Raw genomic sequence first — 22,216 nt, forward strand, 5'->3', positions numbered from 1 at the left:
GCTCGAAGCTGCTGCACCGCCGCTGAGCGCGCTCGACTCCTCGAGAGTTGTCGTAGTCGACCCGCGAGTACGACAACTCCTGCGTTTTCAGCCCGCAGCGAGACCGAACGCGCCTGAGAGACGGCAGTCGCACAGCTCCGGCGGGCGGGAGCACGGTCGGCGCGGCACACAACATCAGCCACGAGAAGGGGGCGTCCCCCGACAGCCGAGGCCGCCCCCTCTCAGCTGATGCTGTGCAGGGACGCGAACGACGGAGCCCGCGAGATCCAGCCCGTCGCCTCCTCGATCGCGCGGGTGACGGCCAGCAGCTGCGCCTCGCGGCCGTGGCGGCCGACGACCTGCACGCCCACGGGCAGGCCCGCGGCGGTGAAGCCGGCGGAGGTGACGACCACCGGGTGCGCGGTCAGCGTGAGGCGGTTCGCGAGCATCTGCCAGGTGAAGTAGCGGTCGAAGGCGCGGCCGTCCACCTCCGCCACCCACTCGAGGTCGGCGGGCGGCGCGACGACCGGGGTCGCGGGCAGGATCAGGACGTCGTGGCGCTCGAGCAGCGCGGCGGTGTCGCGGAAGAGGCGGGTGCGGCGCTCGTAGGCGTCGGCCAGCTGCGTGGCGGTCGTCGCGCGGCCCTGCTCGACGTTGCGGAGGTAGTCGGGCCGGAAGCCTGTCGCGCCGGCGTCCACCGCGTGGCGGCCGCCGAGGAAGAACTCGAAGGTCTCGATGGTCTCCCACGCCTCGTCGGCGCCGGTGAAGTCGGGCTCGTCGAGCTCGATGACCGCACCCAGTCCCTCGAGCTGCGAGGCGAAGGCCGCGTGCACGAAGCGCACCTCGGGGTCGATCGGCAACCCGCCCGCGTCCGCGCTCCACGCGACGCGCAGCCCCGCCACCGAGACCGGCGAGGCCGCGTGCACCGGCAGCGACGACAGCGGCCAGACGCCCTTCTCGACCGACAGCGCGTCGAGGAACAGCGCGGCGTCGGCGGAGTCGCGCGCCATCGGGCCGGTCACGCCGTGCGGGGTCCAGGCGTTGCCGGTCCGCCCGCTGGCCACCCGGCCGGGGCTCGGCCGCACGCCGACGACGTTGCAGAACGCGGCGGGGTAGCGGAGGCTGCCGCCGCTGTCGGAGCCGTCCGCGATCGGGAGCATCCGCGCGGCGAGGGCGGCGGCCGCGCCTCCGCTCGACCCTCCCGCGTGGCGGGAGGTGTCCCACGGGTTGACGGTCGTGCCGAAGACGGGGTTGAACGTCAGCACGCCCTGGCCCATCTCGGGAGTGTTCGTCTTGCCGATGATCAGCGCGCCCGACTCGCGGAGAAGCGTCGCGAGCACGCTGTCGTGCGCGGCGGGAGCGACATCGGCGAAGGCCGCCGAGCCGTTCGTCGTCGGGAAGCCCGCGACGTCCATCAGGTCCTTCACCGCGGTGGGCAGGCCGTGCAGCGGAGGCAGCGGCTCGCCCGCCGCGCGCGCCTCGGCGGTCCGCCGGTCGGCCGCCTCGGCCGCGGCGAGCGAGACCGAGTCGGGCTGCTGCGAGACGACGGCGCGGAGGGAGGGGTTGCGCTCCTCGATCCGCTCGAGGTGCGCGCGCATCACCTCGACGGCCGAGATCTCGCGGGAGGCGATGCCCGCGGCGAGCGCCACGGCGCTGCGGTCGGCGAGGTGCTCGGCCATCAGCGTCCGCCCTCGTGCCCGTGCTGCTGCTCGGCGTGCTCGTGGCCGGCGTGCGCGTCGTGCTGCGCGTGGTCGTGAGCCGCGTGGTCGTGAGCCGCGTGATCGTGGTCCCCGCTCGGCATCGCGCAGTGGTCCGACTCCGACGCCGGCACGTCGAGCGACGGATTCCGGTCGAAGAAGCCGTCGGGCTCGAGGCGCAGGCTGATGCGGTCCACCGGCATGATCGGCCACTGCTCCGGCCGCGGGAAGTGGTGCACGCCGAGCACCGGCCAGAGCACGAGCCGCTCGTTCTCGAGCGAGCGGTCGGCCTGCTGCCAGACGTGCACGCCGTCGTCGCCGAGCTCGCCCTGGTTGGGGTACTCGCCCGCGATGAAGCGCTGCTCGGGATCGAACGCGCTCGCCCAGAGGTGCTGCGCGACGAAGGGCGCCTTGCGCTCGACGACGCTGCCCGGGCGGGCGTAGAGCTGCGCGGTGTTCTGGATCGCGAGACGGTAGGCGGTGCTCTCGCCGTAGCGGTTCTGCGCCGACTCGCTCTCGACACGCCAGTGCAGCGCACGCGCGGGGTCCGCCCGTCGCGCGCCAAGCGCCTCCGTCGACAGCGGCGTCTCGACGGCGATGCACGCGTTGCCCCACGGGTTCGTCGCCTCGTCGGGGTCGACCTCGGCGTGCACCTCGACGAGGCGGTTGAGCGGGCCGTCGATCGCCGTGTCGAGGCGCACCGCGAAGTAGTGCTGGTGCGTCGGCGCCTGCACGTTCGGCGCGACGAGCCGGCCCGAGCGCGGCGTCTCGCCGTCGGCGATGCCGCTCACCGACATCAAGCCCGTGAGCTTGACCTCGAGCTCGACCGAGCCGTCCTGGTACAGCGACCAGTAGAAGCCGTAGTCGTAGTTCGCGACGGTGGCGAAGCTCGAGATCACCAGGCGGCGGCTCCGGCGCACCTCGGCGCTGCCGGTGCGGGTGTTGACGTGCTTCCAGAGGATGGAGTCGTCCTCCTCGTGCAGGCAGATGCCGTTCGCGATGGTCTGCGGCTCGCCGTGGCCGTCGAGGTACTCGACGTCGAAGTAGCGGATCTCGCCGAGGCAGTCGCAGCCCAGCTCGAGGCTCGCGGTCAGCGGGCCCGCGCCGTACTCGCCCCAGTCGAAAAAGTTCTTGCGGTAGGCGGTGGGGTCGCTGTCGAGGTACGGCACGTACATCTCGTTGACGGCCGCGCGGGCGAGGACGGGGCGCTCGACGCCTCCGTCGAGGTAGGTGAGCTCGTGCAGGACGAGCCCCTCGCGGTGGCTGAAGCCGACGCGGAACGACCAGTTCTGCCAGGTGACGCGGTGGCCCTCGATCGCGAAGCCGGGGCCGTCGGCCTGCACGATGTCCAGCTTCGACACCTCGCGGTCCGGCCCCCAGGTGCCGGCGGTGTAGACACCGGTCTCGCTGGCCATCGGGATCACGCCGTGGTCCTCGATGCGGATCACCTCGAGCGTGTCGAGGTCGAGGATCGGCACGAGGCCCGCGACGGGGCGCGCGTAGCCGTTGTCCTCGGGGAACTCGCGGTACCAGACGGTGCCCCAGCTGAGGCGGCGGTCGGCGAGGTCCTCCGGGACGAAGCCGGTGATCGACTCCGGGTCGACCCAGACCAGCGAGGTGTCGGTGATGCCGCGGAGCGCGAGCGCCTCCTTGAGCAGCGGCGACTCGCGGGCCGCCCGCGCGATCATCCGCGCCTCGTCGCTCGAGACCCCGGGGCGGCGGTGGTCGACGTCGGTCCACAGCTCCACGATCGCGGCGCTGTCGGGTCCTGCCGTCCAGCCGCGCACCTCCCACGCCGCGCGGGCGTCGGGGTCCATCACCACGAGGCGCACCGGGCGGGGGCCGCCGGGCTGCGAGCCGCGCGCCTTCTCCTCGTCGAGCGAGATGCCCCAGAAGCGCGGGCGGGCGCCGATGCGGTCGCTCGCGCGCACGGCGGCGACGAAGGAGGCGATCTCGGCCGAGCCGAGCGGGTCGAGGACGTGGGCGGTGGAGCTCATGGCGTTCCTTCGGGGGTCGGAGCGGGGGTCGGACGGAGTCAGGCGGAGAGGACGACGGCGCGCCCGTCGGCGCGCGGGTCGCTGGCCGCGTCGAGGCGGCCGTCGCGGTGGAGGCGGACGAGCTGCACGTGGCCGGCCTCATCGATCGGCCCTGCGGCCTCGGCCACCGGCAGACCGAGTGCGGTGGCGGCGGCGATCGCGTCGTCCACTCCGGGTTCGGCGACGAGCGTCATCCGCTCGTGTCCGAGGTCGCGGGCGCCGATCACGAAGCGCGGCCGGGCGAGCACGGCGGCGGGGTCGGCGGAGGCGTCCAGGAGATCGCGGACGAGCTGCGCGAGGATCCACGGCTGGGCGCTGCCGCCCTGGCAGCCGAGGCCGAGGGTGAGATTCCCCGCCTCCGCGATCACGGGCAGGAGGGTGTGCGGCGGCCGGAGCCCGGGACCCACGTGCGCGGGGTGCGCGGGGTCGGTGCTGAACGCGGAACCGCGGTTGTGCAGCACGATGCCGGTGCCGGGGTCGAGGATCCCCGAGCCGAAGAGCTGGTAGACGCTCTGGATCAGCGTGACGACGGTGCCGTCGGAGTCGGCGGCCGTCACGGCGACGGTGTCCCCGAGGGCGCGACCGGCCCGCGGCAGCGCGCCCTCGCGCGACGGACCGCGCGGGTCGAGCATGGCCGCGACGTCGACGACTCCGCCGCGGGGATCTCCGAGCGCCTCCTGGCGCACGAGCGCCGCCGCGTGCACGGCCGCGACGAGCTCGGCGGTGTCGCCCGCGAGCGCCTCGGGCAGGACGCCCAGCAGCACCACGCCCTGGCTCGGGGGCGGCGCGACCCACCAGCGGACGCCTCCGGTCTCAGCGGTGGCCGGCTCGACGAGCTCGGCCTCGTGGGCGGCGAAGTCGGCCGCGGTGTGCGCTCCGCCGAGCTCGCGCAGTCGCGCGGCGAGGGAGGAGGCGATGCGGCCGCGGTAGAAGACGTCGGGGTCCTCGGCCAGCTCGTCGAGCGAGGCGGCGAGCGCCGGCTGGACGAGCGGATCGCCCTCGCCGAGGAGCCCGCCCGCGCCGTCGCCGAAGACGCCGCGCATGCCGGGATCGGCCTGCAGCTCGGCGGCACGGGCGTCGATCGCGCGGGCGAGTCCGGCCGAGACGGCGAACCCGTCTCGGGCGAGGCGCGCGGCGCGGCGCAGCGGCGCCTCGAGACCGAGTGATCCGCCGAGTCCGGCCAGGGCGCTCCAGCCCGCGACCACTCCGGGGATCGTCACGGTCTGCGCACCCTGGCGGGGCATCCGCTCCTCGCGCGCGAGGCTCTCGACGTCGATGCCGGCCGGAGCGGCTCCGGCCGAGATCACCGCGACCACGGGCTCGCCGGGGCGGCGGACCACGGCGATCAGATCGCCTCCGAGACCGCACTGGTGCGGGTAGACGACGGTGAGCGCGGTGGCCGCGGCGAGGGCGGCGTCGATCGCGTCGCCTCCGTCGGCGATCGCGGCGGCGGCCGCCTCGAGGGCGGCGGGGTGCGGAGCGGCGACCGCGATGCGGGCGGGCGGGAGCGGGGTCATGCGGGGGTCACCCTCCGGGCGGGGCTGAGACGGGCGGGGCTGAGGAAGGCGAGGTCGGGGCGCGCGACCCCCTCGACGAGATCGGCGAGCGCCTCGCCGATCGCGGGGCCGAACTTGAAGCCGTGGCCCGAGCAGGCCGCGGCGAGCAGCACCTCGGGGTGCTCGGGGTGCTCGCCGACGACGAAGCGCTTGTCGGGGGTCATCGTGTAGAGGCAGGCGACGGCCTCGCCGCCCGCGGTCTCGATGCCGGGCACGAAGGCCTCCAGCAGCTCGGCGAGGTGCGCGACCTCGGCCTCGGTCGGCGGAGCGACGGGCACCGAGGGATCCCAGACGGGGCCGGCGTCGATGCCGATCTTGGCACCGGACCCGGCTGCCTCGGGCAGCCCGAAGACGAGCCCCTCCGGCAGGTCGACCGAGAAGCAGCCGAGCGCGGGGGGCTGCGCGAGGCGCTGACCGGCGGGCACGGTGAGCGTGAGGATCCGCTGCACCTCGAAGAACCCGGCGGTCTCGGGCAGCAGCGTGCCGACCCACGCGCCTCCGGAGACGACGAGCCGGCGGCCGCGCAGCTCGCCCGCGGAGGTGCGCACCGTGACGATCCCGTCGGCGACGCTCCAGTCGAGCACCGCCTCGCCGAAGCGGAGGTCGGCGCCGGCCCGGGCGGCCGCCTGCTGCGCGAAGGCGAGCGCGCGGGCCGCCTCGACGACCCCCGCGTCGGGATCGTGCACGACCCCGTAGCCGGCGGGGGTGCGGAGGGAGGGGGCCGTGTCGGCGACCGGCCGGCTGCGGCCGCCCTGCAGCGAGGCCTCGCCGCGGTGCGCGTAGTGGCCGCCGGTGGGGTGCACGAACGGGGCGCCGTCGGCCAGAGCCCACCGCTCCCAGCCGCGGAAGGCGCGGTCGACGAGGTCGTTCCAGACGGGGCTCGGGTAGGCGCGGCGGATCATCCGCGTGGCGCCGTGCGATGAGCCGCGCACGTGGCCCGGGTCGAACTGCTCGAGGCCGACGACGTCGCGCCCGCGCAGGGCGAGCTCGTAGGCGGTCGCCGAGCCGTGGATCCCGAGCCCGACGACGATCGCGTCGTGCACCGTCATCGCGCGAGCCCGCTCACCGCGCCGAGCAGCGCGTCGACGTCGGAGTCGTCGGTGTACACGTGCGGCGAGACGCGGACGACGCTCTCGAGGCCGCGGGCGCCGAGGTCCCACTGCGCGTGCGTGGCGGGCACGGCGAGCGAGTCGACCGCCGCCTCCCGCAGCGCGGCCGAGGCCTGCCTGCCCGGCACTCCCGCGACGGTGAAGGTGACGATGGCGGAGGCGGACGACGGCGGGTCCGCGACCGCGACTCCGTCGATCATCGCGAGCCCCTCGCGCAGCCGGGCGCCGAGGGCCACCAGGTGCGCCTCGGTCGCGGGCATGCCGCGCTCGAGCGCCTCGCGCAGCGCGACACCGAGGCCGAGACGGGTGGCGACCGACGACTCCCAGGTCTCGAGGGCCCTCGCGGTGCCGTCCATCGTCCACTCCTCCGCGCTCGTCCACAGCGAGCCTCGCACGTCGGGCGCCCAGGCGCCGAGGCCGTCGAGCAGCCCTCGGCGGAGGTAGACCAGGCCGGTCCCGCGCGGTCCGCGGAGGAACTTGCGTCCCGTGGTCACGAGCGCGTCGCAGCCGATCGCGCGCACGTCGATGTCGAGCTGGCCGACCGACTGGGTGGCGTCGAGCACCGTGATCGCGCCGTAGCGACGGGCGAGCGCGCCGATGGCCGCGACCGGCTCCACCAGCCCGGAGGAGGTCGGCACGTGCACGGCGCTCACCACGGTGCGGCCGGAGGCGGTGGCGAGGGCGCCCTCGAGCGCCTCCAGATCGATGCCGCCGCTCTCGTCGTTGGGGAGGACGACCAGTCGCACCCCGTCGTGGCGCTCGAGCGCGAGCATCCGGAGCGCCTGGCTCACGTAGCTGGAGCGCGGGGCGAGCACGGTGTCGCCCGGGCCGAGGCGGAGCGCGTCGAAGACGCCGCGGAGCCCGGTGGTGGCGCTGTCGAACAGGGCGATCTCGTCGGAGTCGGCGCCGAGCAGCGCGGCCGCCGAGGAGTAGGCCGAGTCGAGGTCGACGAGGTTCGCCGCTTCGTAGCCGCCCACCCGCTGCTCGAGGCGGAGGTGCGCGATCACCGTCTCGAGGACCGCGTCGCTCATCAGACCGGCGCCGGCCGCGTTGAAGTAGTGCCGCCCCGCGGTGCCGGCCGTGCGGGCGCGCTCGGCGGCGACGTCGATCGACGTCATCGCGGGGGCGGCGGGGGCACCGCCGTCGAGGCCGAGGGTCATCTGGCAGGTCCTTCCGGGCGGGAACCGTCCCGCGTAATGGATCCCATCTTATGTGGGTTGTATCCATTATCGCCACTGCCGGATACGCTGGGCGCGTTCCCGTCGAAAGGCCCCGCATGCACTCCGCCGAACTCCGCGCCCGCGAGCTGGGTCTCGTGATCCCCGACTACGCGAACCCGCCCTATGGAGGCCGGTACGGCTCCTCCCTCCGCGCGTTCCACCGCACGGGCGATCTGCTCGAGCTCAGCGGCATCACTCCGGAGTCGCGGGACGGCGCCCTGCTGCACCCCGGCTCGGTCGGCGTGGACATCACCCTGGAGCAGGCCCAGGAGGCGGCCCGCTACGCCGCCGTGAACGCGCTCGGCATGATCCGCCTCGCGCTCGGCTCGCTCGACGAGGTCGTCGCCCTCTCGCGCGGGCTCTGCTTCGTGCTCTGCCCGCCCGGCTTCGAGCGCCTCAACGAGGTCTCGAACGCCGCGAGCGACCTGCTCCTGGACGTCTTCGGCCCCGATGCCGGCCGGATGGGACGCGCCTCGATCGGCGCCACCGCCCTGTCGCGCAGCGCCTGCTTCGAGCTCTGGCTCAGCCTGGAGTGCCGCTCGCGCTGAGCGCGGAGGTCGACGACGCGCCGGGGAACACGGAGCGCCTCGCGCGCGTTGCCTCTGACATGACGGTTCCCCTCTCGATCCTCGACCTCGCCCCCATCGCTCCCGGAGAGACCGCGCGCGACAGCTTCGCCGCGTCCGTGGCCCTGGCGCAGCAGGCCGAGCGGAGCGGCTACCGCCGGGTCTGGTACGCCGAGCACCACAACATGGCGTCGATCGCGTCGAGCGCCACCTCGGTGCTCATCGCCCACGTCGCCTCGCAGACCTCGACGATCCGTCTCGGCTCCGGCGGCGTCATGCTGCCGAACCACTCGCCGCTGCAGATCGCCGAGCAGTTCGGCACCCTCGAGACCCTGCACCCGGGGCGCATCGACCTGGGGCTCGGCCGCGCGCCCGGCAGCGACCAGGCCACCTTCCGCGCCCTGCGCCGCGATCCGGCGTCGTCCGACCGGTTCCCGGAGGACGTCCTCGAGCTCCAGGCCTTCCTCGCCGGCGAGTCGCGCGTGGCCGGCGTGAGCGCCACCCCCGGCGCCGGCACCCGCGTGCCCCTCTACATCCTCGGCTCCTCGCTGTTCGGCGCCCAGCTGGCCGCCGCCCTCGGGCTGCCCTACGCCTTCGCCTCGCACTTCGCGCCCGACGCGCTGCACCAGGCCGTCGCCGAGTACCGCCGCGGCTTCCGCCCCTCCGAGCAGCTCGACGCGCCCTACGCGATCGCCGGAGTGAACGCGATCGCCTCCGACAGCGTCGACGACGCGCACGAGCAGTTCGCGCAGATGAAGCGCGCCCGGCTGATGATGCTGCTGCGCCAGAGCGGCCAGATCCCGCTCGACCGCACCTTCGACGACGAGGAGCTCGACGCCCTGCTCAGCGCCCCGATCGGTGCGCACGTGGCGAGCATGACGACCTACACCGGCGTCGGCACGGGCGAGCAGGTGGCGGACTACGTCGCCGACTTCGCACGCACCGCCGACGTCGACGAGGTCATCGTCGCCCACGCGTCCCTCGTGACGGAGGCGCGGCTGCGCTCGGTCGCGCTGCTCGCCGACGCGAACGAGCGCGTCGCCGCGTAGGACTCCCCTAGGCGGATCCGCTGCCGCCGAGCGGGTGCACCGCGACGACCGCCGCGACCAGCACCAGTGCGGCCGCGGTGACCACGACCTCGAGGTGCGGCACCGGCTCGCGCGTCCACGCGCACACGAGGAGGCGCACCGCGCAGCCCCCGCCGAGGACGGCCGACCAGACGACGAGCAGCCAGCCGATCAGCCGGGCGAGCGAGAAGAGCAGCTCGACGTCCGCGATCCGCGGCGCGACTCCGAGCGCCACCGCGGCGCCGCAGGCCAGGACGAGGGACGCGACCGGGATCACGACGCTCTCGTGCTCCACGACCCGCTCCACGTCGCCGACCCTAGGCGCGCCCGGCGAACGCGACGCGTCCGGCCCGGGAACGAGCGGTGCGCCGATCCGTCGCGAACGGCTCCCTCGATCGCGTCGGGGCGACCGTCCGTGACGGATCGATCGCGCGCCGCACCCGATCGGGGATCTCGACGCCCGAGCGCGCCCGCGGGACGATGAGCGCTCGCGACGAAGGAGTGCAGCGTGTTCGGGAGACGAGCCTGGGAGCCGGCGATCGCGACGATCCTGCTGGTGCACATCAAGCGGGTCTCGAGCGACGGGCTGACCCCGACGCGCGAGTGGTCGGCCGACGTGACGCGGGCCGACGGATCGGTGCGGCGCGCGAAGATCGACGAGCCGCGCTGGGTCACCGACTTCTGGCCGCCCGACGCGGGCGCCGTCGTGAAGGTCGAGGTCGACCCGAGGACCGGAGCGGTCCGCTTCGACGTGAAGAACGATCCGCAGCTGAGCCTCCGCGGCCAGGAGAAGCTGAGGGCGGAGCAGTTCAAGCGCTCGCTCGACGACTGACACCTCCGCGGATGCGGCAGTAGACTAGTCCTCATGCCGCAGTTGAGGATCCGGGACGCCGCGCACTTCCTCGGGGTCAGCGACGACACCGTCCGCCGGTGGATCGACCTCGGAGTGGTCGAGAGCGAGAAGGACGGAGCCGGCCGCGGCGTCGTCGACGCTCTGGCCGTCGCCGAGCTGGCGCGGAGGAACGCGGTCCTCCCCGCCGACCCGTCCGAGATCGGCCGCTCGGCGCGCAACCGGCTCGTCGGAGTCGTGACCGAGGTCGTCGCCGACACCGTCATGGCGCAGGTCGAGCTGCAGTGCGGCCCGCACCGCATCGTCTCGCTGATGAGCAGCGAGGCCGTGCGCGAGCTCGGCCTCGAGCCCGGCTCGATCGCGATCGCCGTCGTGAAGGCGACGACCGTCATGATCGAGACCCCCGCCGGGAAGGCGTAGCCGCGTGACCGCCTCCCGGGCCCTCGCCACCGCCCTGCTCGCGGGAGCCGCCGCGCTCGGCCTCACCGCGTGCGCGAGCAGCCCGGCGTCACCGGCCACGGCGACCGACGGCGCGATCACCGTCTTCGCCGCCGCCTCGCTCAAGGGCGCCTTCACCGAGCTCGCCGACGAGTTCGAGGCCGCGAACCCCGGGGTCACCGTCGAGCTCGCCTTCGCCGGCTCCTCCGACCTCGTGACCCAGATCACCGAGGGGGCGCCCGCCGACGTCTTCGCGTCGGCGGACGAGAAGACCATGGCGGAGCTGACCGACAGCGGCCTCGTCGACGCCTCCGCGCCCGTCGACTTCGCGACCAACGTGCTCGAGATCGCGGTGCCCCCGGGCAACCCGGCGGGCATCGCCTCCTTCGCCGACCTCGCCGGAGCGGGTGTGAAGACCGTGGTCTGCGCCCCCCGGGTGCCGTGCGGTGCCGCGACCGTCACGGTCGAGACGGCGGCGGGAGTCGATCTCGCGCCGGTGAGCGAGGAGTCGTCGGTCACCGACGTGCTCGGCAAGGTGACCAGTGGTGAGGCCGACGCCGGTCTCGTCTACGTCACCGACGTGCTCGCCGCGGGCGACGCCGTCGAGGGCATCGGCTTCGCCGAGTCGTCCGAGGCGGTCAACACCTACCCGATCGCGCCCCTGGCCGGGTCGAGCGCCACCGCGCAGGCGTTCGTCGACTTCGTCAGCGGAGACGCCGGGCGGCGAGTGCTCGCGTCCGCGGGCTTCGGCGCGCCGTGACACCGGGCGTCCCGCGCTGGGTGATCGCCGTCGCGGTCGTCGGCGGCGCCTTCGTGGTGCTGCCGCTGGTCGCGATGATCACCCGGGTGGACTGGGCCGAGTTCCTCCCCCTGATCACCTCCGAGGCGTCGCTCGACGCTCTCGCGCTGAGCCTGCGCACCTCCCTCACCGCCACCCTGCTCTGCCTGCTGCTCGGCGTGCCGATGGCGGTCGTGCTGGCCCGCACGCGCTTCCGCGGGCAGCGGATCCTGCGCGCCCTGGTGCTGCTGCCCCTGGTGCTGCCGCCCGTCGTCGGAGGCATCGCGCTGCTCTACACGTTCGGCCGCCGCGGCCTGCTCGGGCAGTCGCTGGAGGTGCTCGGCGTCAGCATCGCGTTCTCGACCACCGCGGTGGTGCTCGCGCAGACCTTCGTCGCCCTCCCGTTCCTGGTGCTCAGCCTCGAGGGGGCGCTGCGCACGGTCGGCACCCGGTACGAGGCCGTCGGGGCGACCCTCGGCGCACGGCCGACCACGGTGCTCCGGCGCGTCACGCTGCCGCTGGTGCTGCCGGCGCTCGTCTCGGGAGCCGTGCTGTCGTTCGCGCGCGCGCTCGGCGAGTTCGGCGCGACCCTCACCTTCGCCGGATCGCTGCAGGGCGTGACGCGCACGCTCCCGCTCGAGATCTACCTGCAGCGCGAGACGAGCCCCGATACCGCCGTCGCGCTGTCGCTGGTGCTCGTCGTGTTCGCCGTCGCGGTCGTCGCGCTCGCCCACCGCGTCGGCGAGACCCGGGTCCGCTCGTGATGCTCGAGTTCGGCGCCGCGCTCGCCGCCCGCGGAGTCGACGTGGAGCTCTCGATCGACGAGGGCGAGACCGTCGCGATCCTCGGACCCAACGGCGCGGGCAAGTCGACCCTGCTGTCGGTGCTCGCCGGCCTGCTGGTGCCCGACGCCGGGCGCGCGACGCTGAACGGCCGGGTGCTCTTCGACCTCGCCGCCCGCGGGCCGAGCCGGTGGCGACCGCCGCACGACCGCGGAGTGGCGCTGCTCGCCCAGGACGCCCTGCTCTTCCCGCACCTCAGCGCACGCGACAACGTCGCGTTCGGCCCGCGGAGCAGCGGAGCGTCGCGGGCGACCGCCGGCGCCCGCGCGGACGAGTGGCTCGCGCGCGTCGGCGCCTCCGACCTCGCGGCCCGCCGGCCGGCCCAGCTCTCGGGCGGCCAGGCGCAGCGGATCGCGGTCGCGCGCGCCCTCGCCGCCGAGCCCGCGCTCCTCCTGCTCGACGAGCCGATGGCCGCTCTCGACGTCTCGGTCGCCCCCGCCCTCCGGCGACTGCTGCGCGAGGTGCTCGCCGACCGGACCGCGGTGATCGTCACCCACGACGTGCTCGACGCCTACACCCTCGCCGGGCGGGTGATCGTGCTCGAGCGCGGCCGCATCGTCGACGCGGGCCCGACCCGTGCCGTCCTCGACCGGCCGACCACGCCGTTCACCGCGAACCTCGTCGCCCTCGACCTGCTCACCGGAGCCGCGCACGGCGGGACCGGCCTGCTGACGGACTCCGGGGTGGTCGTCGCCTCCCCCGGCGAGGACATCGCAGAGGGGCGCCCGGCCGCCGTCGCCGTGAGCCCCGGCCGCGTGACGGTCTCGACGGGCGCCGCTCCCACCGCCGAGAACGTGCTGCCCGGTGTCGTCACCGACATCGAGCCCCGCGGCGACGTCGTCCGCGTGCGCTCGGCCGGGCTCGCCGCCGACCTCGCCCCCGGCACGGCCGCCGCCCTCGACCTGGCCGTCGGCGACCCGGTCTGGTTCGCCTTCGCGGCGGCCGACGCGATCCGCTACCCGCTCGGCGCCTAGCCCGCGAGGGCTCAGCGCCAGAGTCGCGCCGAGGCGAGCTCCGCGCCGCGGGCCAGCGACTCGAGCTTCGCCCAGGCGATCTGCGGATGGATGCGCCCGCCGAGTCCGCAGTCGGTCGCGGCGACGACGTTCTCGCGTCCGACCACCGAGGCGAAGCGCTCGAGGCGCTGCGCGACCAGCTCGGGGTGCTCGACCACGTTCGTGGCGTGCCCCACGACTCCGGGCACGATCACCTTGCCGTCGGGCAGCGCCACGTCCTCCCAGACCGTCCACTCGTGCTCGTGGCGCGCGTTCGCGGCCTCGAAGGAGTAGGAGCCGGCGTCGATCCCGAGCATCAGGTCGACGATGTGCCGGAACTCGATGTCGGTGGTGTGCGGTCCGTGCCAGCTGCCCCAGCAGAGGTGGAAGCGGATGCGGTCCTGCGGGAGGCCGCGCAGCGCGTGGTTGAGCGCCTCGACGCGGATGCGGGTGAAGGCGCGGTAGTCCTCGATCGAGGGCTCGGGGTTGATCTGGTCCCAGTTCTCGGCGATCGAGGGGTCGTCGATCTGCAGGATCAGGCCCGCGTCGATCACCGCCCGGTACTCCTCGCGGAGCACGTCGGCCCACGCCCAGATGTGCTCCTCCTCGGTGGCGTAGTGCGCGTTGTGGATGCGCGCCCCGCTGCCCGGCGAGAGCGAGGTGATGAAGCCGTCGGCGATGCCGGCGTCGTCGAGCGCCCTGCGCAGGTTGCGGGCGTCGGTCGCCACCGCCTCCTGGCCGATGTAGCGCAGCGGCCCGGTGGTCGAGGGGAACGCGGTCGCGTTCTTCCCGGTCGAGATGCCGCTGTCGGGGTCGGAGTAGGCGTCTCGGAAGAGCGTCCAGTCGCGACGGTCCGGGAACGAGGTGAGGCGCACGTGCCCCGGCTCGGAGCGGACGGGCTGCGAGCTGAAGATCGACTCCTCCGTCACCGAGAGGCCCGCGACGCGCTGGAACGAGTACGACCACCACGCGCCGTAGTCGACCGCGCTCGACATCGCCTTGCCGAACTCGCCGTCGCCCGGGATCGTGATGCCGACCGCGTCCTGCCGGCGGACGAGCTCGTCGACGGCGCTCGCGAGCAGCTCGTCGAACTCCGGGGTGCGCTCGAGCGTGAAGCCGTCCTCGGCGATCCGGCGCGCCTCGTTGGCGGCGATCAGCGCGGGAGTGCGCGGCAGGCTGCCGGCGTGGGAGGTGGGGATGCGGTCGACTGACATGGCCTCACGCTACCCACGCCCGCCGCGCGCCCGCCGCCGTGCGTAGCCGTGTGACGCCCGCCCGTCGGCCCGCTGGTCGAGTAGCCGTTCTCGACGGCGAGGAAGAAGGTGCGCCCGCCAGCCTGCCCGCCAGCCCTGCCTGCCAGCCTGCCCGCCTGCCCGCCAGCCCTGCCTGCCCGCCCGCCCGCCAGCCCTGCCTGCCAGCCCTGCCGCCTGCCCGCCCGCCCGCCAGCCCTGCCCGCCAGCCCTGCCTGCCAGCCCTGCCGCCTGCCCGCCCGCCCGCCAGCCCTGCCTGCCTGCCTGCCTGCTGGTCGAGTAGCCGCCGCAGGCGGCGTATCGAGACCCCCGTCCGTCAGCAGGGGGTTCTGCAGACCCGGCTTCCGACGCTGGTGGATCTCGATACGCCCGCTGCGCGGGCTACTCGATCAGCGGTAGCGGTGTCCGGACGGAGAACCGATTCCCTCCGCGAGGGGGCGGCCCTCAGAGCGCGATGACGACGCTCTTCGACTCGCAGAACGAGCGCAGCGCCTCCTCGCCGAGGTCCCGGCCGAGGCCCGACTCGCCCACGCCGCCGAACGACAGCGCGGGATCGAACAGGTTGTACGTGTTGACCCAGACGGTGCCCGCGCGCAGGCGCCGTCCGAGCCGGTGCGCGCGCGACAGATCGCGGGTCCACACTCCCGCGGCGAGGCCGTAGCTCTGGTCGTTGGCGATCCGCACCGCGTCGTCCTCGTCGTCGAACGGGATGATGCCGACGACCGGGCCGAAGATCTCCTCGCGCGCGATGGTCATCGAGTTCGTGACTCCGGTGAACAGGGTCGGCTCGACGTAGTAGCCGGGGCGATCGGGAACGCCGCCGCCGACCGCGACGACCGCGCCCTCCTCCTGGCCCTTCGCGATGTAGCCGAGCACCTGCTGCCGCTGCTCCTCCGACACGAGCGGGCCGACGGTCACTCCCCCGGCGAGTCCGTCGCCGAGCGCGACGCGGCGCACGGCCGCGGCGAGCCGCTCCGTCGTCTCCTCGAGGATCGAGCGCTGCACCAGCAGCCGGCTGCCCGCCGTGCACATCTGGCCCGAGTGGCCGAAGGAGGCGCGCATCGCGGTGAGCACGGCGGCGTCGAGATCCGCGTCCTCGAACACGATGTTCGGGCTCTTGCCGCCGAGCTCGAGGGTCAGGCGCTTGAAGTCGGCCGAAGCGGCGGTCATCACCTTCCGGCCGACCTCGGTGCTGCCGGTGAACGAGACCTTGTCGACGTCGGGGTGCACGGTCAGCGCCGCGCCGACGCGGCCGTCCCCGGTGAGCACGTTGACGACTCCGGAGGGGACCCCCGCCTCCTCGCACAGCGCCGCGAGCCGGAGCATCGTCAGCGGAGTCTGCTCGGCCGGCTTCACCACGACGGTGCAGCCCGCGGCGAGCGCCGGCGCGAGCTTGAACGCGGCCGTCATGATCGGGAAGTTCCACGGGAGGATGAGCGCCGCGACTCCGACCGGCTCGAGCGTCGTGTAGACGTGGTGCTGCCCGCCGTCGACCGGGACCACCGTTCCGGTGAGGCGCGAGGGCGCGCCGGCGTAGTAGCGGAACACGCGCGCCGAGGTCGCGGTGTCGGCGCGGGAGCGCTCGATCGGCTTGCCGTTGTCGCGGGTCTCGAGCACCGCCAGCTCCTCGAGGCGCTCCTCGATCAGGTCGGCGACGCGGTTCAGGATGCGGCTGCGGTCGTGCGGGTTCATCCCGCTCCAGCGTGCGTCCTCGTGCGCGCGGCGGGCGGAGGCGACGGCCGCGTCGATCTCGGCGGGTCCGGCCTGCGGGACCCGCGTGAGCAGCTCCTCCGTCGCGGGGTCGAGGATGTCGAGCAGCTCGGCGCCCTCGGGCGCGAGCCAGGCGCCGTCCACGAGGAACGGCTCGATCGGCTCGAGGGGGGCGAGCGTGTCTCTCATGCGGTCTGCGTCTCTCTCATCGGGGCGTGTCGCTGGCGTGTCAGGGGCGGTCGAGCAGGCGGGCCGGCTCGGCGACGCTGATGCGGTGCAGCACGTCGTCGGCGACTCCGAAGTGGCCGAGCGCCGGCAGCACGCGGGCGGTCAGGTGATCGAGGCCGTGGCCGCCGAAACGGCGCAGCTGGCCCTTGGTCCAGGTGCTGTGGCCGAGCACCCAGCGCAGGTCCGGGTCGGTGCCGAGCAGCTCGAGCAGCGCGTCGAGGCGCTGGGGGTCGCTCGCGTTCCGGATGCGGCCGACGTGCGCGCCCTCGTTGCCGAAGCACATCTCGAGCACCGCGCCGGCCTGGCCGAGATCGCGGAGGTAGGGGAGGTCGAGGAACTCGTCCACGGTGCTGAACACGACGCGGGAAGCGTCGACTCCCTCGGCGAGCACGTGCTCGAGCACCTCGAGCCCGTTGCGGGCGTCGGCGGCGAGGCGCACGGTGATCGCGGAGCCGGTCGCCGCGGCGGCGCGGGCGGCGGCGGTGAGGCTGAGGCGCTCCTCCTCGCCGTCCGGAGTCGCGAAGGCGCCGGTCGTGCCCATCAGGCCGAGGAGCCCGGCGCGGTAGCCGGCGCCGGGGATCGCGTCGGTGAGGGCGTTCTCGAAGAGGGTCGTGCGGCCGTCGAGGTCGAGGGCGAGGTACCACTCGGGCAGGAGGCGCGGGAGGTAGGCGCCGTAACCGGCGATGACGGTTACTCCGCTCGCGCGCGACAGCGCCGGGAGGCGCTCGTGGTCGGGGCCGAAGCCGAGCGAGCTGAGGTCGACGGCGGCACCCAGGCCCGAGGCGGCGCCGATCCGCAGCTCCTCGGCGAGCAGCTCGGGGTCGTCGAGGCGGAGGTTGTCGGCGAGGGCGAGCTGGCTCCAGCGCAGGGCCGCGGCGAGCTCGGCGGTCACGGGCGCGTCGGGGTCGAGTCGCCGCTCGACTCCGGGGCGCTGGAGCGCGCTCGCGTCGGTGAGCAGGTGCTCGTGCATCGACACGGCGCCGAGGCCCGCGGGCTCGACCGGGCCGAGGACCGTCTGGATCGCCATCCGTCACCTCTCGCGCGACGCGGTGCCGCTGGATCCAATATACAGCGGTCTGGATCCAGCACGCCTTGATCGCGGCTCTCGGCGCCCTCCCAGTCCGGGCATCGGCCCTCCTGAGTAAACTCGACGGCAGCAAGGGGAGTACTCCCGACTGCGGTGAGCCCGTCATTACGGACGCGACAGAGCGTCCCGGGCCATCGGCTCCGCCACCACCTCCACGAGGTCGTCGGCCGGAGTGGAGGAGACCTTGGTCCCGTGTCGACCACCCCTTGGAGTACCCCGTGCAGGTCACCCCCGCCGTCTGGCTCATCACGATCGCCGTGACGATCGCCTTCTTCGTCTACGAGTTCTTCGCCCACGTGCGGAAGCCGCACGAGCCGACCATCGGCGAGTCCGCCCGCTGGTCGGCCTTCTACATCGGCCTCGCGCTGCTCTTCGGCGTCGGGATCGGCTTCGTCTCCGACTGGCGCTACGGCGGCGAGTACTTCGCCGGCTACCTCACCGAGAAGGCGCTGTCGCTCGACAACCTCTTCCTCTTCCTCATCATCATGACCGGCTTCGCGGTGCCGAAGATCTACCAGCAGAAGGTGCTGATGATCGGCATCGTCATCGCACTGATCATGCGCGGAGGCTTCATCGCCGTGGGCGCCGCGCTGATCGAGAACTTCTCGTGGGTCTTCTACCTCTTCGGCGCCCTGCTCTTCGTCCTCGCCTACCAGCAGATCAAGGGCGACCACGGCGACCCCTCGAACAACGCGTTCATGCGCTTCGTGCGCCGCATCCTCCCCGTCACCGACGAGTACCACGGCGACCGGCTCACCGTGAAGAAGGACGGCCGCCGCTTCGTCACCCCGATGCTGCTGACGATCGTCGCGATCGGCTTCATCGACCTCGTCTTCGCCCTCGACTCGATCCCCGCGATCTACGGTCTGACCAACGAGGCCTACATCGTCTTCACCGCCAACGCGTTCGCCCTGATGGGCCTGCGTCAGCTGTTCTTCCTCATCGGCGGTCTCCTCGAGCGCCTCGTCTACCTCAGCCAGGGCCTGGCCGTGATCCTCGGCTTCATCGCCGTCAAGCTCGTGTTCCACGCCCTGCACGTCAACGAGGTGCCCTTCATCAACGGCGGCCGGCCGCTCCTGTGGGTGCCCGAGATCCCGATCTGGTTCTCGCTGACCTTCATCGGCACGACCATCGCGGTCGCGACCATCGCGAGCCTGGTGAAGACCCGCGGCGACCGCTCGAAGTCCGACCGCGCGACGGTCGAGGGCGCGCCGATCGAGACGGCGGCCGACGCCGACTCGCGCGTCGAGCGCACGACCGACGCCTAGCCCCGTCACTCGGCGAGGAGCAGGGTGTAGACCTTCGCGATCCGTCCGTCGCGGATGAAGCACGCGTCGAGTCCGCGCACGACGGGCGGCTGCCCCTCCGGCCCGAAGCTCCAGGCGAGGTATCCCATGTCGTGATTGACGTAGACCCGGCCGGCCGGCGAGAAGACGAAGCCGGGAGCGTCCTCGAGGAGCTTCCCCGCCTTCGCATCGAGGGCGTCGTAGCCGTCGACGATCTCGTCGGGATCGAGGAACGAGACGTCCTCGGTGTAGGTGCGCTCGATGGCCTCCCGGCGCCGCACGGGATCGCGTTCGCCGAACACCTCGAGGAGGTTCGCGGTCATCAGGGTCTCGATCTGATCGGTCATCGTCGTCGTCCGTTCGGTGTCGTCGGTGGTGGGGTCAGGGCCGCGAGGCGCGTCGGTCGACCCAGTCGAAGACGAGCCTGCGCTCCTCGATGAACCAGGCGCCGTCGATCGCGATGAAGCGGTCGAGGTAGCGGAGGGACATGGTCAGGAGGATGCGCTCGCCGTCGTCGTGGAGGAGGTGCGAAGCCAGGCAGTAGGTCTCGCCGACCGCGCTGCGCCGGCCGGTCGCGACGACCGTCGACTGCCCGTTCAGATAGGTCGTCACGTCGTACTGGGCGATCAGCTGCGCGAAGGTCGCCGTCAGCTCCTCGCGCCCCGTGATGGTCCGAAGGGGCTCGTTCGCACTCGGGTCGCCCTCGTACAGGACGACCCGGCCGTCGGGCGCGAAGACCGCCGCCTGCCCCTCGGGCTCCCGGCGGTCGGCGCAGTGCGCGTACCGGTCGACCACGTCGCGGATCGCCTGCCGCTCGAGGGCCCACTCCTCCCGGCTGAAGAAGCTCTCCTGGCTCGCCTGCGTCTCGGTCACCCGAGAAATCTCCCGCGTGCACCCGATGTCGACAACCGTCATGTGACGTACCGCGTGCGGTTCTGCGTGTCGAGGACGGAGTGACGGTACTCGCGGACGAGCTCAGTCGGCAGACGTCCGGCGACGCTCGTGCCCGGTGGCGGCGCGGAGGACGGAGGCGAGGAGGCCGGGGAAGCGCTGATCCAGGTCGTCGATGCGCAGCCGGACCGCATGGTCGCGTCCCCGCACCCGCGTGGCGGTCAGACCCGCCTCCCGCAGCGTCTTGAAGTGGAACGACAGAGTCGACTTGTGGAGGGACAGCCCGTACTCCTCCGTCGTGCACGGGTGGTACTCGCCGTCGGCGAGACGCGTGACGACCGTCAGCCTCACGGGATCCGCGAGGGCCTTCAGCAGGGCGACGACGTCGATGGACTCGACCGGAGGCACGGGGAACGGATCGGCTCGCACATCGTTTGACACATCTCAAACAATAGTCCATGATCGAAACAGTTTGATCATCATCAAACATACTCCGCGAGAGGGAACCCCTCAGGAAGCTGACGACCATGCCCACCAGCACAGACCCCCGCGTCCCCGACGACCGCGCCGCCCTCCGGAGCTCGGCGAATCCGACAGGACGGATCGCGACGAGCGCCCCGATCCGGACCGAGTTCGACGCGAAGGCGACGGCCGACGAGGTGCTCGCCGGCGTCGACCTCTCCGGCCGGGCCTACGTCGTCACAGGAGGAGCATCGGGCATCGGCCTCGAGACCTCCCTCGCGCTGGCCCGACGGGGCGCTCGAGTCGTCGCCGGAGTGCGCGACCCCGGAGCGGCCTCCGCGTCGCTGCCGGACACGGCCAGCGGCACCGGCCTCGAGTTGCGGCAGCTCGACCTCACCGATGCCGCCAGCATCACCCGCTTCACCGCGGGATGGGAAGGACGACTCGACGGCCTGGTCGCGAACGCCGGGGTGATGGCGATCCCGGACAGGCGCCTCGACGGTCACGGCTGGGAGCTCCAGCTGGCGACGAACTACCTCGGCCACTTCGCACTCGCGCGCGGCCTGCACCGCGCACTCGCCGACACCGGTGAGAGCCGGGTCGTCGTTCTGAGCTCGACCGCTCACCTGCGCGCAGAGGTCGATCTCGACGACCTGCACTACGACCGCCGACCGTACGACAGATGGAACGCCTACTCCCAGTCCAAGACCGCGGACGTGCTCCTCGCGACAGGCATCGCTCAGCGCTGGAACGCCGAGGGCATCACCGCCAACGCTCTGATGCCCGGCTGGATCACCACGAACCTGCAGCGGCACCTCGACGACGCCACCCTGCGGGCGATGGGAGCGATGGACGAGCAGGGCCGCCGCATCGAGCAGGACTTCTTCAAGACGCCGGCCCAGGGGGCGGCCACCTCCGTCCTGCTCGCGGCGTCGCCCGTTCTCGCGGGCGTCACCGGCCGGTACTTCGAGGACAACCAGGAGGCGGAGGTCGTGGACAGCGGCGAGGGCCGCAGCACCGGAGTCGCCCGCTACGCGATCGACCCCGGCACTGCCGAACGCCTCTGGGAGACGGCGGTCCGGGCCCTGGGCTAGCGCGGCGGAGTCGTCACCGCGACTCCGCCGCACGGCGCGCTCCCTGTCCTTCAGCGGAAGGCGTCGCTCAGCGACGCCGTCGCCAGCCAGATCGCGTGCTTCGCGGCCTCGGTGCCGTGCAGCGAGTTGACCATGACGAAGTCGTGGGTGATCCCGCCGAATCGCGCATTGGTCGCTCTGACCCCGGCCTCGCGCAGACGGGCGGCGAACTACTGCTCCCCCTCGTCGCGGAGGACGTCCGCCTCGGCCGTGATGATCAGGGTGTCGGGCAGCCCCGAGAGCTCCTCCAGACCCGCCCGCAGCGGGGAGGCCGTGATCTCGGCGCGCTGCGCCTCGTCGGTGGTGTACTGATCCCAGAACCACTTCATCCCCTCGCGGGAGAGGAAGTAGCCGACCTCGAACTCGTCGTACGACCCGGTGTCGAACGCGGCGTTCGTCACCGGGTAGAACAGCACCAGCTTGGCGAACGCCACGTCTCCACGGGACTTCGCGAGCAGTGCCAGCGCGATCGCCATGTTGCCACCGACGGAGTCGCCCGAGACGGCCAGGCGGCCGCCGTCGAGGCCCCTGCTCGCACCCTCGGCGACGATCCACTGCGCGGCCGCGTACGACTGCTCGATCGCGACCGGGTATCCCGCCTCGGGCGCCCGGTCGTACTCGGGGAAGACGACCGCCGCGCGCGACCCGATCGCGAGGTCCCGCACGAGGCGGTCGTGCGTGTGGGCGTCGCCGAACACCCAGCCCGCGCCGTGGAGGTAGAGGACGACGGGCAGATCGCCCGTCGCGTCGATCGGCTTCACGATGCGCAGCTTCACCGAGCCGGTGGGCCCGCCGGCGATCTCGAGCCACTCGTCCTGCACCTCGGGCTTGTCGATCGGCGAGTCCTGCACGGAGTCGACGGCCTTGCGCCCCTCCTCCGGAGGCAGTTCGTACAGGAAGGGCGGCGCCGATGTCGCCTCGGCGAACTCCTGCGCCGCGGGCTCGAGAGCGATGTTCTTCGGATTTCCGGCCATGACTGCCTCCTGGAAGATGTGGTGCGGCGACTCCGCGGACCCCACGGTGCTCGGCCGCGTCGCTC

The 22,216-nt window shown here is 73.2% G+C and carries 22 protein-coding genes; 9 read left to right on the top strand and 13 right to left on the bottom strand.

Annotated elements, in window-relative coordinates; all coding sequences use genetic code 11:
- Positions 1–221 precede the first annotated feature (221 nt).
- From GSU68_RS18015 to GSU68_RS19765, 5 genes are read right to left on the bottom strand one after another with little or no spacing between them, the layout of a single operon-like run.
- Positions 222–1,658 (bottom strand): amidase family protein, encoded by a 1,437-nt coding sequence (locus GSU68_RS18015; protein ID WP_159910005.1) that lies wholly within the window; start codon positions 1,656–1,658, stop codon positions 222–224.
- Complete coding sequence (locus GSU68_RS18020; protein ID WP_159910006.1) at positions 1,658–3,673, bottom strand: primary-amine oxidase; 2,016 nt, start codon at positions 3,671–3,673, stop codon at positions 1,658–1,660. Before GSU68_RS18020 ends, GSU68_RS18015 begins: the two co-directional genes overlap by 1 nt.
- Positions 3,674–3,711: 38 nt before the next feature.
- Positions 3,712–5,229: a gamma-glutamyltransferase gene (locus GSU68_RS18025; protein ID WP_159910007.1), complete on the bottom strand. Its 1,518-nt coding sequence runs from the start codon at positions 5,227–5,229 to the stop codon at positions 3,712–3,714.
- Positions 5,226–6,317, bottom strand: a complete 1,092-nt coding sequence (locus tag GSU68_RS19760) for an FAD-dependent oxidoreductase (protein ID WP_208544617.1) — start codon at positions 6,315–6,317, stop codon at positions 5,226–5,228. The genes GSU68_RS18025 and GSU68_RS19760 overlap by 4 nt, the downstream gene beginning before the upstream one ends.
- On the bottom strand, positions 6,314–7,537 hold the full coding sequence (locus GSU68_RS19765; protein WP_208544618.1) for an aminotransferase class V-fold PLP-dependent enzyme: 1,224 nt from the start codon (positions 7,535–7,537) through the stop codon (positions 6,314–6,316). Before GSU68_RS19765 ends, GSU68_RS19760 begins: the two co-directional genes overlap by 4 nt.
- A gap of 116 nt (positions 7,538–7,653) precedes the next feature.
- Between GSU68_RS19765 and GSU68_RS18035 the strand changes: the two genes are divergently transcribed.
- Positions 7,654–8,145: a RidA family protein gene (locus GSU68_RS18035; RefSeq protein WP_159910008.1), complete on the top strand. Its 492-nt coding sequence runs from the start codon at positions 7,654–7,656 to the stop codon at positions 8,143–8,145.
- Positions 8,146–8,204: 59 nt separating this feature from the next.
- Entirely contained in the window at positions 8,205–9,212 is a 1,008-nt protein-coding gene (locus GSU68_RS18040) for an LLM class flavin-dependent oxidoreductase (protein ID WP_159910009.1), read from the top strand.
- 7 nt (positions 9,213–9,219) lie between these two features.
- Here the strand turns inward: GSU68_RS18040 and GSU68_RS18045 are convergent, their stop codons facing one another.
- Positions 9,220–9,537 carry a hypothetical protein gene (locus GSU68_RS18045; RefSeq protein WP_159910010.1) on the bottom strand — a complete coding sequence of 106 codons (318 nt, stop codon included), beginning with the start codon at positions 9,535–9,537 and terminating at the stop codon, positions 9,220–9,222.
- Positions 9,538–9,738: 201 nt separating this feature from the next.
- Between GSU68_RS18045 and GSU68_RS18050 the strand changes: the two genes are divergently transcribed.
- The 5 genes from GSU68_RS18050 to GSU68_RS18070 are packed head-to-tail and all read left to right on the top strand — an operon-like array spanning position 9,739 to position 13,112.
- Complete coding sequence (locus GSU68_RS18050; protein WP_159910011.1) at positions 9,739–10,062, top strand: hypothetical protein; 324 nt, start codon at positions 9,739–9,741, stop codon at positions 10,060–10,062.
- A 33-nt stretch (positions 10,063–10,095) separates the two neighbouring features.
- Positions 10,096–10,500, top strand: a complete 405-nt coding sequence (locus tag GSU68_RS18055; protein ID WP_159910012.1) for a TOBE domain-containing protein — start codon at positions 10,096–10,098, stop codon at positions 10,498–10,500.
- 4 nt (positions 10,501–10,504) lie between these two features.
- A complete protein-coding gene (modA, locus tag GSU68_RS18060; RefSeq protein WP_159910013.1) occupies positions 10,505–11,278 on the top strand; it encodes a molybdate ABC transporter substrate-binding protein in 774 nt (257 codons plus the stop codon).
- Positions 11,275–12,060 carry an ABC transporter permease gene (locus GSU68_RS18065; protein ID WP_244259335.1) on the top strand — a complete coding sequence of 262 codons (786 nt, stop codon included), beginning with the start codon at positions 11,275–11,277 and terminating at the stop codon, positions 12,058–12,060. The genes modA and GSU68_RS18065 overlap by 4 nt, the downstream gene beginning before the upstream one ends.
- Positions 12,060–13,112: an ABC transporter ATP-binding protein gene (locus GSU68_RS18070; RefSeq protein ID WP_159910383.1), complete on the top strand. Its 1,053-nt coding sequence runs from the start codon at positions 12,060–12,062 to the stop codon at positions 13,110–13,112. Before GSU68_RS18065 ends, GSU68_RS18070 begins: the two co-directional genes overlap by 1 nt.
- 11 nt (positions 13,113–13,123) lie before the next feature.
- On the opposite strand, the gene GSU68_RS18075 is transcribed toward GSU68_RS18070, so the two are convergent.
- The 3 genes from GSU68_RS18075 to GSU68_RS18085 form a co-directional block, all read right to left on the bottom strand.
- Complete coding sequence (locus GSU68_RS18075; protein ID WP_159910014.1) at positions 13,124–14,344, bottom strand: cobalamin-independent methionine synthase II family protein; 1,221 nt, start codon at positions 14,342–14,344, stop codon at positions 13,124–13,126.
- Between the two features lie 480 nt (positions 14,345–14,824).
- Positions 14,825–16,279: an aldehyde dehydrogenase family protein gene (locus tag GSU68_RS18080; protein WP_159910015.1), complete on the bottom strand. Its 1,455-nt coding sequence runs from the start codon at positions 16,277–16,279 to the stop codon at positions 14,825–14,827.
- A 40-nt stretch (positions 16,280–16,319) separates the two neighbouring features.
- Positions 16,320–17,345, bottom strand: coding sequence for a phosphotriesterase (locus GSU68_RS18085; protein ID WP_159910016.1), 1,026 nt, complete (start codon positions 17,343–17,345; stop codon positions 16,320–16,322).
- Positions 17,346–17,623: 278 nt separating this feature from the next.
- Between GSU68_RS18085 and GSU68_RS18090 the strand changes: the two genes are divergently transcribed.
- Positions 17,624–18,673, top strand: coding sequence for a TerC family protein (locus GSU68_RS18090; protein ID WP_159910017.1), 1,050 nt, complete (start codon positions 17,624–17,626; stop codon positions 18,671–18,673).
- A gap of 5 nt (positions 18,674–18,678) precedes the next feature.
- On the opposite strand, the gene GSU68_RS18095 is transcribed toward GSU68_RS18090, so the two are convergent.
- The 3 genes from GSU68_RS18095 to GSU68_RS18105 form a co-directional block, all read right to left on the bottom strand.
- Positions 18,679–19,038 (bottom strand): nuclear transport factor 2 family protein, encoded by a 360-nt coding sequence (locus GSU68_RS18095; protein WP_159910018.1) that lies wholly within the window; start codon positions 19,036–19,038, stop codon positions 18,679–18,681.
- A 34-nt stretch (positions 19,039–19,072) separates the two neighbouring features.
- On the bottom strand, positions 19,073–19,564 hold the full coding sequence (locus GSU68_RS18100) for a nuclear transport factor 2 family protein (RefSeq protein ID WP_159910019.1): 492 nt from the start codon (positions 19,562–19,564) through the stop codon (positions 19,073–19,075).
- Positions 19,565–19,666: 102 nt separating this feature from the next.
- The gene (locus GSU68_RS18105; protein WP_244259336.1) at positions 19,667–20,023 is read right to left on the bottom strand and encodes a helix-turn-helix domain-containing protein; all 357 of its coding nucleotides are present in this window, start codon (positions 20,021–20,023) and stop codon (positions 19,667–19,669) included.
- A gap of 86 nt (positions 20,024–20,109) precedes the next feature.
- Here GSU68_RS18105 and GSU68_RS18110 point away from each other — a divergent pair, with 86 nt between their 5' ends.
- Positions 20,110–21,138, top strand: coding sequence for an SDR family NAD(P)-dependent oxidoreductase (locus GSU68_RS18110; RefSeq protein ID WP_159910020.1), 1,029 nt, complete (start codon positions 20,110–20,112; stop codon positions 21,136–21,138).
- A 209-nt stretch (positions 21,139–21,347) separates the two neighbouring features.
- On the opposite strand, the gene GSU68_RS18115 is transcribed toward GSU68_RS18110, so the two are convergent.
- A complete protein-coding gene (locus GSU68_RS18115; RefSeq protein ID WP_244259337.1) occupies positions 21,348–22,151 on the bottom strand; it encodes an alpha/beta hydrolase in 804 nt (267 codons plus the stop codon).
- Between the last annotated feature and the right edge of the window lie 65 nt (positions 22,152–22,216).

Source organism: Rathayibacter sp. VKM Ac-2759, from assembly GCF_009834225.1.
GTDB lineage: Bacteria > Actinomycetota > Actinomycetes > Actinomycetales > Microbacteriaceae > Rathayibacter.